The 16541-nt window shown below is 41.9% G+C and carries 13 protein-coding genes; 5 read left to right on the plus strand and 8 right to left on the minus strand.

Annotation, left to right across the window (positions count from 1 at the left end; translation table 11 throughout):
• Positions 1-37 precede the first annotated feature (37 nt).
• Together BN8908_RS08080 and BN8908_RS08085 are read left to right on the plus strand one after the other, a co-directional pair.
• The gene (locus BN8908_RS08080) at positions 38-2230 is read left to right on the plus strand and encodes a peptidase domain-containing ABC transporter (RefSeq protein ID WP_068689974.1); all 2193 of its coding nucleotides are present in this window, start codon (positions 38-40) and stop codon (positions 2228-2230) included.
• Positions 2231-2367: 137 nt separating this feature from the next.
• Entirely contained in the window at positions 2368-2730 is a 363-nt protein-coding gene (locus BN8908_RS08085; protein WP_222860028.1) for a hypothetical protein, read from the plus strand.
• Between the two features lie 90 nt (positions 2731-2820).
• Here the strand turns inward: BN8908_RS08085 and BN8908_RS08090 are convergent, their stop codons facing one another.
• Complete coding sequence (locus BN8908_RS08090) at positions 2821-4893, minus strand: M3 family metallopeptidase (protein WP_235837422.1); 2073 nt, start codon at positions 4891-4893, stop codon at positions 2821-2823.
• Positions 4894-5140: 247 nt separating this feature from the next.
• Between BN8908_RS08090 and BN8908_RS08095 the strand changes: the two genes are divergently transcribed.
• On the plus strand, positions 5141-6430 hold the full coding sequence (locus BN8908_RS08095; RefSeq protein ID WP_068689978.1) for an arginine deiminase: 1290 nt from the start codon (positions 5141-5143) through the stop codon (positions 6428-6430).
• Positions 6431-6515: 85 nt separating this feature from the next.
• Positions 6516-7415 carry a 1,4-dihydroxy-2-naphthoate octaprenyltransferase gene (gene menA / locus BN8908_RS08100; protein ID WP_068689980.1) on the plus strand — a complete coding sequence of 300 codons (900 nt, stop codon included), beginning with the start codon at positions 6516-6518 and terminating at the stop codon, positions 7413-7415.
• 17 nt (positions 7416-7432) lie between these two features.
• Here menA and priA read toward each other — a convergent pair whose 3' ends face one another.
• Complete coding sequence (gene priA, locus BN8908_RS08105) at positions 7433-9868, minus strand: replication restart helicase PriA (RefSeq protein WP_068689982.1); 2436 nt, start codon at positions 9866-9868, stop codon at positions 7433-7435.
• A 226-nt stretch (positions 9869-10094) separates the two neighbouring features.
• Between priA and BN8908_RS08110 the strand changes: the two genes are divergently transcribed.
• Positions 10095-10931: a TonB family protein gene (locus BN8908_RS08110; protein WP_068689984.1), complete on the plus strand. Its 837-nt coding sequence runs from the start codon at positions 10095-10097 to the stop codon at positions 10929-10931.
• Between the two features lie 134 nt (positions 10932-11065).
• On the opposite strand, the gene pfkA is transcribed toward BN8908_RS08110, so the two are convergent.
• From pfkA to BN8908_RS08140, 6 genes are all read right to left on the minus strand, one after another.
• Positions 11066-12049, minus strand: a complete 984-nt coding sequence (gene pfkA / locus BN8908_RS08115) for a 6-phosphofructokinase (RefSeq protein WP_021988402.1) — start codon at positions 12047-12049, stop codon at positions 11066-11068.
• A gap of 51 nt (positions 12050-12100) precedes the next feature.
• On the minus strand, positions 12101-12952 hold the full coding sequence (locus BN8908_RS08120; protein ID WP_068692173.1) for a 4-hydroxy-3-methylbut-2-enyl diphosphate reductase: 852 nt from the start codon (positions 12950-12952) through the stop codon (positions 12101-12103).
• A gap of 27 nt (positions 12953-12979) precedes the next feature.
• Positions 12980-13675, minus strand: coding sequence for a (d)CMP kinase (gene cmk, locus BN8908_RS08125; RefSeq protein ID WP_068689986.1), 696 nt, complete (start codon positions 13673-13675; stop codon positions 12980-12982).
• A gap of 217 nt (positions 13676-13892) precedes the next feature.
• The gene (locus BN8908_RS08130; protein ID WP_021988398.1) at positions 13893-14432 is read right to left on the minus strand and encodes an NUDIX domain-containing protein; all 540 of its coding nucleotides are present in this window, start codon (positions 14430-14432) and stop codon (positions 13893-13895) included.
• Between the two features lie 19 nt (positions 14433-14451).
• Positions 14452-14973 (minus strand): O-acetyl-ADP-ribose deacetylase, encoded by a 522-nt coding sequence (locus tag BN8908_RS08135; RefSeq protein ID WP_021988397.1) that lies wholly within the window; start codon positions 14971-14973, stop codon positions 14452-14454.
• 123 nt (positions 14974-15096) lie between these two features.
• A complete protein-coding gene (locus BN8908_RS08140; RefSeq protein ID WP_068689990.1) occupies positions 15097-16461 on the minus strand; it encodes a FimB/Mfa2 family fimbrial subunit in 1365 nt (454 codons plus the stop codon).
• Positions 16462-16541 lie beyond the last annotated feature (80 nt).

Consider the following 16541-nt stretch of genomic DNA (forward strand, 5'->3'; position numbering starts at 1 on the left):
CCGGTCTGAAGTAAGTTGGTTTGTAAATAATCTATTTATGGCTGAATTTCCTTTCTACAAACAGCATGATGCCATGCAGTGCGGCATAACTTGTCTACGAATGGTCTGTAAATATTTTGGTAAGGAATTTTCTTCTGACAGACTTTCCGGGATTTGTTTTGCAACCAATGAGGGCGTATCTATTCTCGGTATTAGTGAAGCTGCGGAAAAGATAGGCCTTCATACGCTTTGTGGAAAATTTAAGGTCGAACAACTTACAGAAATTTCTCTTCCATGCATCTTACACTGGAATCAAAACCATTTCGTCGTACTATACAAAATAAAAAAGAAAAAATGGTTCTATATTGCCGATCCCGCTCAGGGGTTAATAAAATATTCGCTTAAAGAATTTTGTTCGCATTGGCTTAGTACCAAACTATCCGGCGAAGAAATAGGTATCGCTATACTTATGCAAACAACCCCTGTCTTTTATGAATATAAAAATGAAGACAGGACGAAAAAACGTTCATTTAAATTCCTTTTTGGATATATTAAACAATATCGTAAATATTTCGGACAAATTATCCTCGGCTTATTGATCGGGAGTCTTTTACAGTTGGCCTTCCCTTTTCTGACTCAAGCAATTGTAGATGTCGGCATTATTCATCAAAATATCAGCTTCATTTATCTTATACTTCTTGCACAATTAATGTTAATCTTCAGCAGAACATTTGTGGACTTCATCCGTCGATGGATTCTTTTGCATATCAGTATGAGAATCAATATATCACTCGTCTCAGATTTTTTTATTAAATTACTCAAACTTCCGATGTCCTTTTTCGACACGAAACTGATGGGTGATCTTATGCAGCGTATGAATGATCATAACCGAGTGGAGAAATTCCTTACAAATCAGATATTAAATGTGATGTTTTCCTTACTCGGTTTTATCATTTTCGGCATTGTCTTACTCTGTTACAACAAAGTTATTTTTTTAGTTTTTCTTGCAGGAAGTATTATTTACGGATTGTGGATCGCAGCTTTTCTGAAAAAAAGGAAACGACTCGATTATTTATTCTTCGAAAAACAAGCAACGAATAATAACAGAACCTATGAATTTATCACCTCCATGCAGGAAATCAAATTACAAGATTGCGAACAACGACGCCGTTGGGAATGGGAAGATGTACAGGCTGAACTTTTTCAGGTCAACATGAAGTTAATAAAACTCCAACAAACACAGGAAGCCGGCAGTATCTTTATTAATGAAATCAAAAATATAGTCATTACCGTACTTGCAGCAACAGCTGTTATTAAAGGGCAAATGACATTAGGTATGATGTTAGCTGTTCAATATATCATAGGCCAACTGAATTCACCCGTCGAGCAATTAATGCAATTTTTATATTCCATTCAGGATGTAAAAATCAGCCTGGAAAGAATCAATGAAATTCATCAAATGGAAAATGAGGATACAAATGCAAATCATATACAGCATTTTAATAATACCGACCAGAATCTCTATTTCCACAAAGTTGATTTTAAGTATGATCCACACAAATCGAAAAAAATACTCGACAATATTCACGTTTCCATCCCGAAAGGAAAAGTCACGGCCATAGTCGGAACCAGCGGAAGCGGAAAAACAACAATGATTAAATTATTACTCGGTTATTATAAAGTTCAAAAAGGTTGTATTACGATCGGACAAACCAACATCAATGAATGTAACCTGAAATCATGGAGACGAAAATGCGGAGTGGTAATGCAAGACGGAATTATTTTTTCTGAGTCTATTGCAAGAAATATTGCAGTGGATGATTCTGACATAGATAAAGAAAAATTATTAAAAGCGGCTGAAATAGCAAATATCAAGGACTATGTCATGAACCTGCCGTTGAAATTTAATACGGTCATCGGACGCGACGGTATCGGACTTAGTCAGGGCCAGAAACAAAGAATTCTTATTGCAAGAGCCGTCTATAAAAATCCGGAATATATATTTCTGGATGAAGCTACAAATGCATTGGATGCAAATAATGAAAAGGTAATTGTTGAAAATCTGAATGAATTTTACAAAGGTAAAACCGTAATAGTTGTAGCTCACAGACTCAGTACAGTCAAAAATGCCGATCAAATTATCGTAATCGATAATGGCAAAATCGTAGAAACAGGTAATCATATTTCTCTTATCCAAAATAAAGGTGCGTATTATAATCTCGTTAAAAACCAATTGGAATTAGGAAACTAAGCAAAGGAAATTAAAACATGGAAGAACATGATAATATAGGACTCAGAAGCGAGAAAGTAAGGAATGTCATTAGTAAGATTCCCCCTTTTATCATCCGGAGTGGAATAACCGTAATAACAATTCTGATATGCGGAATAATGGCTGTTGCCTGGTTTGTTCCTTATCCTGAAAGTGTAAATGTCAAAGCGGAAAATTTTATAAAAAAATCCGATACAACATGGGAATCCACTCTTTATATTCCTTACAGATATATAAGCCTGATAAAAAATGATATGCCCGTTCAAATAGAAATCGAAGGCTATAATGCAAGAGAATATGGCTATCTAAAAGGAAAAGTACAACTCATTGATAAAAAACCCATCAAAAAAAACGGAGAAAATTTTTTTATTTCAAAAATCACCTTTCACAACGATAAAGTAACTTTATACGAACATTTAAATGGACAAGCTTTCATCCTTATAAAAAACGACAATCTTTTAAAACGAATCATCATCAGGTAACTTAGAAAGCTTCACCTTTGGCCGAAAACAAATAAAACGAGGGTGTCATGTGATTGACGCCCTCGTTCAGACATAACAAAGTCCTGTGTTTTATTTCAAACCGCTTCTTTCAAGCAAAGCATCTACCGTCGGCTTTTGACCGCGGAAACGTACATAAAGCGTCATAGGATGCTCAGATCCCCCTTTCTCCAGAATATTCTTACGGAATGCCTCCGCCGTTGCGGCATCGAAAATACCGTTTTTCTTAAATACCGAAAAAGCATCTGCATCCAATACCTCAGCCCATTTATAACTATAATATCCGGCAGCATATCCACCTCCGAAAATATGCCCGAAAGCCGTTGAAAAACAAGTTCCTTCCACATCCGGGAAAATTTCTGTCGGCTGCATGGCCTTTCTCTCGAAATCCACGATAGAATCAGTTACAGGGGCCGTAATTGTATGCCATGCCATATCTACCATACCGAAGCTCAATTGACGGTCACTCAAATATCCGCTCAGGAAATTGGCTGATTTGCGGATCTTTTCAATGTATTCCTGCGGAATTTTTTCACCCGTCTCATAATGTACCGCCCATTTATCCAACCATTCTTTTTCCAAAGCCCAGTTTTCCATAATTTGAGAAGGAAGTTCCACAAAATCCCGGTAAACATTGGTTCCGCCGGTTCCGTTATAGGTATTGCGGGACAACATACCATGCAAAGAATGTCCGAACTCATGCAATAAAGTCGTTACCTCGTCAAAAGTCAGCAATGAAGGTTTATTCGCCGTAGGTTTACTGAAATTCATAACCAACGAAACCTGTGGACGTACATCCTTTCCATCCCGGACGTGCTGTGACAAAAATTCCGTCATCCATGCCCCGCCACTTTTGCTGGCACGAGGGAAAAAATCAGTATACAGTACAGATAAAAACGAACCGTCACGATCATACACTTCAAAAGTCTGCACATCTTCATGATATTTAGGAATATTATTTACCTCCTTAAATGTCAGGCCGTAAAGCGTATTTGCCAAATCGAAAACGCCTCTCTGAACATTCTCCAGTTTAAAATACGGCTTTAACATCTCGTCATCGAGCGCATATTTCTCCTGTTTCAATTTATTGGAATAATAAGCCCAATCCCAACGTTGTAATTTCCCGGTAAAACCGTTTTTACGGGCAAATTCCTCCACCTCTTTCTTCTCTTTCAAAGCCTGGGAATGAGAAGCCTCTAAAAGTTGCTGTAAAAATGTATTTACTTCAGCAGGAGAAGAAGCCATCCGGTTAGTCAAGGCATAATCGGCATAGGTCGGATACCCCATAATCTTCGCTTTTTCAAGTTGTAAAGCGGTAATCTGACGGATAATCTCTCCATTGTTACGATCATTGGCCCGGTTACAACGGGAATTATAAGCCCGGTACATTTTTTCCCGCAAATCCCGGTTATCGGCATATTTGAGGAAAGGACCGTAACTGGGAGCATGCAAGGTAAACAGCCAACCTTCTTTTCCCTTTTCCTTGGCTGCGGCAACAGCAGCTTCCTTTACACTTTCAGGCAACCCGGCCAGATCTTTTTCGTCCGTTACCAGTAACTCAAAATCATTGGTCTCGGCCAAAAGATTTTCTTCAAATTTCAGTCCCAAACCGGAAAGTTCCATTGAAATCGCTTTAAAACGCTCTTTGGCTTCTCCTTCCAGATTAGCGCCTCCGTTGATGAATGACTTCCAGGTATCCTCCAGCAAAGTCGTCTGTTCCGGATTCAGATTTAAATTTGCTTTATTCTCATAAACCTGTTTCACCCGTTCGAAAAGTTGCGGATTCATATAAATACTATTGCTGAATTCCGTCAGCTTAGGTGAAACTTCCTGGGCTATCTTCTGCATCTCATCATTTGTATTGGCAGAATTGAGATTGAAAAAAATAGCAGAAACCCTTCCCAATTTTTCTCCTGCGGCATCCAGAGCCACAATTGTATTTTGAAAATCAGGAGCTTCCGCAGAAGACGCTATTTGTTCTATTTCCTTTTTTGCCGCCTCAATCGATACGTCGAAAGCCGGAATATAATCACCCGTCTTAATCAAATCAAAAGGAGGCGTATGATGAGGAGTAGTAAAATCCTTCAACAACGGATTCGTCTCCTTTTGTGTACAAGACATACTTATCAATAGTAGTGCTGCCATATAAAAATTTTTTCGCATGATAATAATATAACGTTATAAATATATTTTAGTTTATCTCATTCAGCCGCGAATTTAACATTTAAAAGTCAATTCCTGAAATTCGTTCAAATCAAATATAAAATTCTTCCGTTTAAGTGCATAATTATTTCCGCCATTTGCATAATTATAAGATGTAATTATAAGGTTATTAATGAATTATAATCTACTTTTGTCTAAACGATTTACAGTAGTAATTCAAAATAAATTTATGAAAGATATTATAGAAGTAAATGTCAAATCGGAAATCGGGAAATTAAACGGTGTGATCATTCATACGCCCGGTGAAGAAGTTGAGAACATGACTCCGGAAAATGCCGAAAGAGCGCTTTACAGCGATATTATCAATCTTTCGATTGCCCGGGATGAATACAAGCAAATCAAAGGTGTTTTATCGAAACTGACCCGTACTTTCGAGGTAAAAGACCTTTTATGCAATATACTGAAAGATGAAAAAATCAAAGCGGAAGTACTGGAGCGCATCGAAAAAATAGAGCCTTTCATCGGAGAACAAGCCCCCAAAGGCAGCCTGAAAGAACAATTGATGGAAGAAAATGCAGAAAGCCTCTCCCGTCTGCTCATCGAAGGCGTGGAAATGGTAAAGGATAATCTGACCAAATATTTAAGCAAAGATTGGTTTGCATTACGTCCGATGCATAATTTACTCTTTACCCGGGATGCTTCCATGAGTGTCAACAACGAGGTATTGATCGGCCGTATGGCCAACGCTATCCGGGACCGGGAATCGGTAATCATGCGTTCAATATTTGATTTCACCCCGGAATTTAAAACATCGACATTGACCATTCCTCCTATTCCCGGATCGGCAAATCGTATCCGGACTGTAGAAGGCGGCGACGTTTTGGTAGCCCGGGAAGATATCCTGGTCATCGGCAACGGAGCCCGTACCAGTACACAGGCTATCGATCTGCTGATGTACGAATTCATCAAACGGAAGACCGAAAAAATACAGCACATCATTGTACAGCAATTACCACATACGCCGGAATCCTTTATTCACCTGGATATGGTTTTCACCCTTCTGGATCGCGATAAATGTATGGTATTCGAACCCTTGATTATGAATCCGGGAAATTACCAGACCGTACATATAAAAATACAAAACGGAAAGTTGTTGGGTATACGTACAGAGAAGAATCTTCTCAGTGCCTTGAAAAAACTCGGTATGGACCTGGAACCTGTATTCTGCGGCGGTACCGACGAATGGAATCAGGAAAGAGAACAATGGCACAGCGGTGCTAATTTCTTCTGTGTCGGACCGGGACAAGTCCTGGGATATGCCCGTAACAACTATACCATGGAAGCCATGAACACAGCCGGTTTCGAAATTATCAAGGCCAATGACGTAATCGACGGACACGTCGATCTCGGACACTATCCCAGATATGTCATTACCATCGACGGCTCGGAACTGCCGCGCGGCGGAGGCGGCGCACGTTGTATGACCATGCCGGTAAACCGCACCGACATCGACTGGTAAAATATCCACAATACATCCCAGCGTGCCTTTCATTAAAAATACATGAAGGGCACGTTTTCGTATGTAATTTCGTTATTTTTGCACAATGAAAAAAATAAAATATTACATCAGCAGTTTCCGGCTAAGAACCTTACCGTTGTCAATCTCCGGTATTATTCTCGGTTCCCTTTTGGCAAAATCGGACGGTTATTTCAATCCAACGGTATTCTGCCTGGCCATCCTGACAACACTGTGCCTCCAGATCCTGAGTAACCTGGCCAACGAACTGGGAGATATGCAAAAAGGTACGGACAATGCCAATCGTCTGGGACCTGTCAGGGCCTTACAATCCGGAATTCTCACCACCAAAGATTTTAAACGGTTGATTATTATCTTTATTTTACTTGCAATACTAAGCGGAACCGTCCTTATTCTTACGGCTTTCCATTCATTACTCAGCTACAAAAGTATTCTTATGCTATTCATCGGCGGTGCAGCCGCCATAGCTGCCGTAAAATATACAATCGGTAAAAATCCGTATGGCTACCGGGGATTGGGGGATATATTCGTCTTTCTGTTTTTCGGATGGGTCAGCACATTGGGAGCCTATTACCTGATGACCCATCAATTGAATCCGGATATATTACTTCCGGCTACCTCCATCGGGTTCCTGACGACAGGTGTTTTAAATATCAACAACACCCGTGACATCGAAAATGATGCACAGTGCGGTAAACGAACGATACCGGTACTTATCGGAGAAAAAAAAGCCAAAACTTACCATATGATTCTCATCGCCGGCGGAATTCTGTGTATGGTCATTTACACCCTGACGACTTATACTCATTTACTAAACTGGGGGTATCTTATTGTCGTCCCGCTCTTCATCATCCACCTGCTAAAAATGCATCGTTACTCCGGTAAGCAACTCGATCCTCAACTCAAATTTCTTTCGGTAAGTACCTTACTGTGGGCCCTGGCAACCGGTTTTACTTCGCTTTACTGACCCAGAAAACTGAAGCATCAATTCTGAGGGTCGACATCACAGTACACCCGGAGCCCGGTAAATCCTTTGTCCGACTGCAAAGCCGATAATTCTTCCTTAAGAAAAGATTTTATTCTGGAAAGAGAGACCTTATATTCGATTTTAATCAATAATTGTACCCGGTGCATTTCACCGATCTTACTAACTTCCGGCACGGCAGGCCCCCATACACGACGCCCCAGCTCCACCCGTAGACGGCCCACCAGTAGATTCACCGCATTTCTCACCACCACCACCTCCTTATGTCTCAACTCCACCTGAATCAACCGGCAAAAAGGAGGATAAACAAACTGTTCCCGTTCGGCGGCAATCTCCGTATAAAATACATCGTAATCACCGTTCATCACCATTCGGTACACCCGGTTATCGGGATCGGCAGTCTGAACAATGACTTTTCCCTGCTCCCCTTTTCTTCCGCTACGTCCCCCCACTTGCATCAACATACAATACGCCCTTTCCTCTGAACGGAAATCCGGGAAATTAACCATACTGTCCGCATCGATGACACCCACCAATTTAACATTAGCAAAATCCAATCCCTTAGAAACCATTTGAGTTCCGACAAGTATATTCGTCTTACCCTCCTCAAAATCATGAATAACCCGGTGATACTTTGCTTTACTGCTCATGACTTCCAAATCCATACGGGCAATTCTGGCATCCGGAAACAGTGCAGCCACTTCTTCCTCCACCCGCTCCGTACCGGGCGTCTTTTGACGGTAATGGCCTTTTCCGCATTCCGTACAAAGTGATACGTTCCTCTTTATACTTCCGCAATACCGGCAACTTAACAAGTCGCGTTGTTTATAATAAGTCATACTGACATCACAATGACTGCATTTCAATATAGAACCACAACAATCACATTGCAAATATGTCGAATACCCCCGACGATTCTGAAAAAGGATAATCTGATTTCCTTCATTCAACGTCCGTTGCATTTCCTGAATCAAAACCGGTGAAAATACTCCTTTCATCAGTTTTTTACGACGATACTCTGCCAGATCGGCCAACAAAAGTTCCGGCATCCGGATATCCCCGTACCGGGAAGTCAATTGTACATAGCCGTATTTACCGGTTTTCGTATTATAATAACTTTCAAAAGAAGGTGTCGCCGATCCCAGCAACACTTTCGCTCCACACAAATTGGCCAGCATAATGGCTGCATCCCGTCCGTGATAGCGTGGAGCCGGTTCTTTTTGCTTATAGGAAGGATCATGTTCTTCGTCCACAATCACCAGTCCCAATTTCTGAAAAGGTAAAAACAACGAAGACCGAACCCCTAAAATCACCGGATAAGGTTTCGGACCGGATTGCTTTTTCCACAATTCAGCCCTTATATTATCCGGCATTCCGGAATGATAAATTCCGATAGTATCCCCGAAAACCCGTCTTAAACGTCGTATAATCTGAACCGTCAAAGCTATTTCCGGTAACATGTACAACACCTGCTTACCCCGGGATATATATTCCCGGATCAGATGAATATATACCTCTGTTTTTCCGGACGAAGTAACCCCCCGTAATAAAACACAATCTTTGGACGTAAAATAATCTCTGATCTGCTTTATAGCGGACTCCTGTTGCAATGAAAGCGGATTTGCCTGCTGTTCCCCGGCTTTATCTTCCCCCAAACGACTCACTTTTCGCTCTTCGATTTTCAGGATATTCTTTTCACAAAGTGATTTCAGAATTGCAGCAGAACCACCCGACTGCTTCAAAAAATGCTGTTTTTCCATTTGTTCTTTCCCTGCTTCTATCCACCGGCACAACATTTTATACTGCCCCGAAGCCCGCCTCAAAGCATCGAGAATACCGGAAAGTTCCTCTTCCGCATAAGGACGCGCCCAAAGTATCCATTTTTCGGTCTTTTCCCGGAAAATTTCGTCTATTGTTTCTTTGATTTGTATATATCCTTTATCCAGCATGGATTTGACAAGCCCCATCCCGTTTTTGATACCGAGATATTTCTCTATTTCCCGCATAGCGACATATTGCCCCGGTCGTAAAAAACGCAACAATGCCTGTCCATTATCAGTCAGATCATCGAAATCAATCTCCGTATCCCCCAATGTAACCGCCGTAAAACTTTCCAAACGGAACACAACCGGTAAAGCAGCCCGAAGCACCTCTCCCGGATAAGCCATATAATATTCGGCCATCCAAAATAAAAATTGTAAATGCACCCCGGACAATTGCAGACGATCATCCGTTACAGCCTCTATATTTTTAACCTTATAGCCGACCGGTTGTTTCTCATGAATCCGCCATACGACACCCGTATATTTTTTATTTCCGGCAAAAGATACAATGACAAGTTTGCCTTCCCCCACTTTTTCCTCCAAAGCAACAGGTACAGCATAGGTAAAAACCCCTTCTACAGCCAATGGTATAATTATATCTGCAAATTTCACCGTTATTCTCTTTTCCTGCTCAAAATTACGCCTTTTTCAGACATCTGAAAAAATAAGAACCGCTTTTTTCTGACAACAGAAAAGAAGAAAAATAACCGTTTTCATAATAATAAAAAATCCTGAAATCATCTTCACACTAAAATAATTCTTTCATTTCTCCATATTTTATTTATTTTTACAACACAAACAGTTTCAAGTTATTAATTACCAAATTAAAATTCATCGTATGAAAACCATTATTTCCTGTTTACTTTTACTATCCTGGACATGTTTTTGCCCGGAATTATCTGCCCAACAACAAAACGGTATGATACGTGAAGACGGAGCCTATTATATTGCCGACCAGATGCCGGAATATCCGGGAGGAATTGAGGCCATGCTCAAATATATAGAAAGCAACATCCAATATCCCCGGGAAGCATTGACACAAAAAGTCCAAAGTCGGGTATACGTACAATTCGTCGTCAATAAAAACGGAAAAGTCAGTCAGGCTGAAATCAGCCGGGGTTCTCATCCTCTATTAGACAAGGAAGCCATTCGGGTTGTCTCCAACATGCCGAAATGGATTCCGGGAAAAAATAAAGGGAAAAAAGTACCGGTCATATACACGCTTCCGATTACTTTCAAAATAACACCTTCTATGTCATCTATTTCCGATATTAAAATCAGCAACGATACCGGAACAACATTACAAGGTATATGGCAAATATGCAAACTCAATAACACATCCGATAACGAAAAATACAGTATTACAGCCGGACCTTATATGAAAATCCTTTCAACGGACAATCGTTTCACAAATCTGGCCCTGAATACATCCGGTCATGTATCTGTCATCACCTCAAACGGTACCTATACCCAAACATCAGACAGTACCTATGTAGAAAGCGTTTCAGAATCAATTATGAACCCTAAATTATCCGGAAAAGATATTACAATTCACTTTAAATTCCTCAATGCCAATCTGTTGATGATCAGTTTTCAATCGGTTGATCCTCTTTTGCAGGGAAAAGAATACTGGACACGGGTTTTTCTGCCACAGCCTGCCAATCAACACAACTAAATTTCAATACACTCAACCCAATCCGAATGATGAAAAAGGAGTATAAATCGGAAATGAATGTATAATTGAAGCAGCATAAAACAATAAAGCCGGGACTGAAACATTCCCGGCTTTATCAATATTACAATGTATTTTTATCGGTTCGATAAAACCCTCACCAGATTCAATAATTCCGGATTTAACCCTTTGGAATTTTTAATCGTCTTATTGAAAGGCACATGAACAATTTCTTTATTCATGATACCGACCATAATACTCTTCTGATCATCCATAAGAGCATCTACCGCAGCAACCCCCAATTGGCTGGCCAATACACGGTCAAAAGCCGAAGGCGATCCGCCGCGTTGCATATGTCCGAGTACAGACACCCGGATATCATATTCCGGATGAGCTTTGGAAACCTTATCCGCTACACTGTAGGCACCCCCTTCTTTTTCTCCTTCCGCTACGATAACAATACCGCTGGATTTCGTCGGATCGTAGTCTTTGGCAAGGAAGGATTCAAGGTCTGCAATATCAGTATCTATCTCCGGCACCAATACGGCTTCTGCTCCCGTAGCGATAGCCGTCCGCAAAGCAATAAAACCGGCATCACGTCCCATTACCTCCACAAAAAACAAACGGTTGTGTGCACTGGCGGTATCCTTAATTTTGTCCACAGCTTCTACAGCCGTATTAACAGCCGTATCATACCCGATCGTCGAATCGGTTCCGTATAAGTCATTATCGATCGTACCCGGAATACCGACTACCGGAATATCGTGCTCCTGAATCAATAAACGGGCTCCGGTAAACGAACCGTCACCACCGATAACCACCAAAGCATCGATCTTGTGTTCTGCCAACACCGCTGCAGCCTTTGTTCTTCCTTCCGGCGTACGGAATTCAGTACTACGGGCAGACTTCAAAATCGTTCCCCCCCGCTGGATAATATTGCTTACGTCATAGGATTTCATCCGTTTGATATCCCCATTGATCAACCCCTGATATCCCCCATATATACCGTAAGCTTCACAACCATAGTATATGGCAGATCTCACCACTGCACGAATAGCAGCATTCATCCCCGGTGCATCCCCACCCGATGTAAGAACTCCGATTCTTTTAATTTTTCCCATAATAGATATAAAATTTTACTTTCTATGTTAACTCTATCTTGAAGAATATTTTTATTCTTGCTTTTTTATCACATTTTGAATCTCTTCCATTACCCACAATGGCGTCGATGTCGCCCCACTGATCCCAACGCTTTCTGCCCCCAAGAACATCTCTTTTTTCAAATCCCGCACATCCTGCACAAAATATGTCCTTTCATTAACCTCTTTACACACAGCAAATAATTGCCTGCCGTTAGAGCTTTTTTTTCCGCTCACAAAAATAATAACATCATGCATTTTTGCAAAATTTATCAACTGCGGAATTCGGTTCGCCACCTTTCGGCAAATCGTATCATAAACAACCACCTCATCCTGTCCCTTCTCCTGTATAATTCCGGCTATATTCCGGAACCCGTCCAGACTCTTCGTCGTCTGGGAAAACAACACCACCGGCTTACTGAAATCAACCTGTACCAGATCTGCTTCCGTCTCCACAACAATCGCCTCCCCGTTTGTCTGTCCTACCAATCCGCTCACCTCCGCATGTCCCCGCTTACCGTAAATCACCACCTGTCCGCCTGCAGGTTTTATCTTTTCATAAGCTTCACGGATACGTTTCTGCAAATTCAATACGACCGGACAGGAAGCGTCGATCACTTCAACCCCATTGGCCAAGGCCCGTTGGTAAGAAGAAGGCGGTTCTCCATGCGCCCGGAACAATACCCTGCAATTTTTCAACCCTGCAAATTCCTCGTGTCCGATCGTCTTCAAGCCTTTCTTCTCCAGTCTCTCCATTTCCAGGTTATTATGCACAATATCCCCGATACAGTAAAGAGTTCCTTTTTTCAGTTCGTCCTCTGCTTTACAGATCGCATTTACGACACCTGTACAAAAACCCGAATTTTCATCTATCTCAACCCGCATATCCATAATCCGAAAAAATACAACGGATCAACATTTCTTTTTTTCGATAACAGCCATCATAACCTGAACTTCCTCTTCTATCGTCATATTGCTGTTATCAATTAAAACAGCATCTTCTGTTCTCTTCAAAGGGCTCTCTTCCCGGTGTTCATCGATATAATCCCGCTTTCTCACATTTTCCTCCACCTCGGCATAATCAACCGCCTCTCCCTTTGCCGTCAATTCCTTATATCTACGCATTGCTCTCACCTGAGGTGAAGCCGTCATAAAGAATTTAACATCTGCATTCGGAAACACCACACTCCCGATATCCCTGCCGTCCATGACAATGCCTCCGGTCTTCCCCATTTCCCGTTGCTGCTCCACCAGATAAGTCCTTACAAAACCTATTCTGGCAACCAAACTCACATTTCCGGACACTTCCATCCCCCTGATTCTCTCCTCTACATTTTCTCCGTTCAAATAAATTTCATTCCGGGCATGTCCCTCATTATATCTGAAATCAATAACCAGATTTTTCAGGCAAATACGCAGCTTTTCTTCATCCACATATTCACCGTTGATCAATCCGTTGCGCATAGCGGCCAATGTAACCGCCCGGTACATGGCACCGGTGTCGATATATACATACCCGAGACGGGTGGCCAATAATTTTGCTACAGTGCTTTTTCCCGTGGACGAATGTCCATCTACCGCGATAATCAATGCTTTACATTTTTCCATAATCTTCGCAAAGGTACAATATTTTTAAAAAAGTTATATGATAGATTTCCGGAATACAATTAAAATCTATGCAAACGTTACTGAACGTACACAAAATACGGATTCACAATCCAAATCGAAGAACAAGCCTCAACCGATCGTAAACCCCAAATAAAAGACCGACATGATTTTTCCCGAAAATTCAGGATCAAAAATCCGGATCATTTACAATTCCGGACTATTCCCGGCTATTGGCGATTGCGTCATACAAACGTTGTAATACCGGAGCAGAAAATGAAGTCTCTACAGCTCCCCTGTCATCGGCTGTCAAATGCAGACGCTCCTGTAATTTCACCAATGCCGCCTGCAATATTTCTTCATGATCGAACGCCAAAGGCGGCAACTCGTCAACACGACACCATTTACACCGGGAAGCATCATCTCCGGCCTCAGGTACATAATCCTGCATTTTTACCAAAGTATAAAAAGCCACGGTAATAATACGTCCCCGCGGATCTCTGTCTACTGCCGAAAAGACTTTTACCTGTTCGGTAAAAGCCGGTATAATACCGGTTTCCTCCCGTAATTCCCGCAATACTCCTTCCTCCACCGTCTCGTTCATTTCCAGAAAACCACCGGGAAATGCCCACGCATACTGAAAAGGTTCATTTGCCCGCCGGATCAGTAAAACACTCAAATCCGCTCCATCGAAACCGAAAACAACACAATCCGTTGTCAAAGCAGGACGCGGATATTTGTAACAATACTGCTTTTCCATAATCCCTATATTTTTAGATTTAGCTTTCTAACCCCATTTTCTTTACGAGCTGCCGATACAACCGGTAATCCTCCTCTTCAAAACAAACGGCCGTTATTTTTTCAAAATCCGTATGATGTACCAAAAAATCACCTATTTCCCGTAGTGCAATACCGGCTGCTTTACCTTTCGGAAAACGATATACCCCCGTACTGATACAAGGAAATGCCAGGGTTTTCAAATGATGAGCCACAGCCAATCGCAAACTGTTGCGATAACAAGAGGCAAGTAACTCAGGCTCTCCCTGTTTACCGTCCCGATATACCGGGCCTACCGTGTGAATGACGTAACGAGCCGGCAAGCAATATCCTCCGGTAATTTTTGCTTCTCCGGTCGGGCATCCCTGTAATTTCCGGCATTCTTCCAAAAGCCCGGGACCGGCTGCCCGATGTATCGCCCCATCAACTCCGCCACCGCCCAATAAAGTCGTATTCGCAGCATTGACAATCGCATCTACTTGCAATTTCGTAATATCTCCCAGGATAATTTCTATACGTTTCATATAAAAATCAACTGTTTTTTCAATATTAACAAAGATAAGAATGTTATCCATAAATAAGACAGAAAAAATAAAAAAACCTGTGGTCTTTTACGACCACAGGCTCTGATCACACCACAATAAAAACTATTCTACCAATTCCGCCGCCACGGTATCCACATACAGTCCGGTTCCCCCTGTCCATGACGACATATATGTCCGGACCTCCATTCGCAATTTAGTTGTTCCGGCCGGAGCCCTGAAAATCCCGTTTCTGAATACATCAACATACCCCTCGGTCTGATAGCCATAGGCCGAAGAACGTATTTCCTCCGAAGCCAGACTCCGGTTTCCGGCCATCCAGGTACACCACACCCGCCACTTCACCTCCGCAACATCGGCTCTCACATACATCCGCAATTGGTAACATCGTCCTTCAGAAACCGGTACATCCTGGTACAAATAGGTCTTCCCCTCCAACCGGACAGCTTTATTCCCCTGATAAACCGGAGCATCGACAACCACACTTTTCTTATCCGTTCCGTTGGCATCCAATTTCCAGTGTTCCGGTATCCCTTCCGTTACTCCTCCTTCAAAATCACCGTTTTGTATCAAGTTAACCCCATTTCCTACCCCTTTGCACACATCGGGCGGCATATCAATATACCAATCTCTTTCCCGGACAATCGTTTCTTCCCAATCGTATATTTCCGTTTCAAATCCAACCCATTCCGAACCCGGTATACTCCCGAATACAGCTTTTATCTCCGTTATCCGGTTCGCCGTCAATGTCTGTATCGAACGTACAGGAGTCTGATAAGGTGTATTCCCGACCCTATAAGACAACATCAACCCACTCTCTCCTACAGGCGGAAACAGTAAAATCCCGGTTGTGGAAATACCCGCAACCGAAATTCCGGCTGTTTTAATCAAAGTACCCGTCTCACTTGTATAATTTCCCAGTAAATTCATTTTCAAAGGAATTGAAAATACATGAATTGTCAGATCTGTCAAATTTTCCGGCACATTTTCAACAATAACCCGCAACTGTGCCACTTTGCGTTGCATATCGAAAACCACCGGCACCGGCTCTCCCTCAGTCACTGTAAAATCCGCCTGCCCCAATAAATAATCTGCAGCTTCCGTATAATTCCCGGCATTTTTTTCTAATTTCACGAATATTTGTTCCGGAGTCTTCGATTTACTGTATTCCAAAACCGTCTGATTGACAACATTCACCATACAAAAACCGGTATATGTGCCGGGAGACAATTTCCATCTGAACCGACGGGCATCTCCGGCTTCCGGAGGGACTTCACAAAAGTCGGTTTCCTGTTTCTGCTCATCATAAACAAACAACTGATAATTCACCGGTGAAAATGCACCGACACTGCTACCCGTTCTCACGACAACGGCAACTTCTTGCTTCGGATCATCTTCAGACCAAGGCTCCGAATCGCGACGACACGCCCCGAGAACTACCATTATAACAATGATAATTAACCACTTCATAAGCTAAAAATTAATATAAAAACACCGATATACAAAGATATCTTAATCAAGTAACCTGCCGAACAGGAATAGAAGAGTTA

It is taken from the genome of Culturomica massiliensis, assembly GCF_900091655.1.
Classification (GTDB): domain Bacteria; phylum Bacteroidota; class Bacteroidia; order Bacteroidales; family Marinifilaceae; genus Culturomica; species Culturomica massiliensis.

Bases quoted from the DNA above. Each gene is read 5' to 3' on its own strand.
- BN8908_RS08080 (WP_068689974.1), top strand. From the start codon at position 38: ATGGCTGAATTTCCTTTCTACAAACAGCATGATGCCATGCAGTGCGGC.
- BN8908_RS08085 (WP_222860028.1), top strand. From the start codon at position 2,368: ATGGCTGTTGCCTGGTTTGTTCCTTATCCTGAAAGTGTAAATGTCAAA.
- BN8908_RS08090 (WP_235837422.1), bottom strand. From the start codon at position 4,893: ATGGCAGCACTACTATTGATAAGTATGTCTTGTACACAAAAGGAGACG.
- BN8908_RS08095 (WP_068689978.1), top strand. From the start codon at position 5,141: ATGAAAGATATTATAGAAGTAAATGTCAAATCGGAAATCGGGAAATTA.
- menA (WP_068689980.1), top strand. From the start codon at position 6,516: ATGAAAAAAATAAAATATTACATCAGCAGTTTCCGGCTAAGAACCTTA.
- BN8908_RS08110 (WP_068689984.1), top strand. From the start codon at position 10,095: ATGAAAACCATTATTTCCTGTTTACTTTTACTATCCTGGACATGTTTT.
- pfkA (WP_021988402.1), bottom strand. From the start codon at position 12,049: ATGGGAAAAATTAAAAGAATCGGAGTTCTTACATCGGGTGGGGATGCA.
- BN8908_RS08120 (WP_068692173.1), bottom strand. From the start codon at position 12,952: ATGCGGGTTGAGATAGATGAAAATTCGGGTTTTTGTACAGGTGTCGTA.
- cmk (WP_068689986.1), bottom strand. From the start codon at position 13,675: ATGGAAAAATGTAAAGCATTGATTATCGCGGTAGATGGACATTCGTCC.
- BN8908_RS08130 (WP_021988398.1), bottom strand. From the start codon at position 14,432: ATGGAAAAGCAGTATTGTTACAAATATCCGCGTCCTGCTTTGACAACG.
- BN8908_RS08135 (WP_021988397.1), bottom strand. From the start codon at position 14,973: ATGAAACGTATAGAAATTATCCTGGGAGATATTACGAAATTGCAAGTA.
- BN8908_RS08140 (WP_068689990.1), bottom strand. From the start codon at position 16,461: ATGAAGTGGTTAATTATCATTGTTATAATGGTAGTTCTCGGGGCGTGT.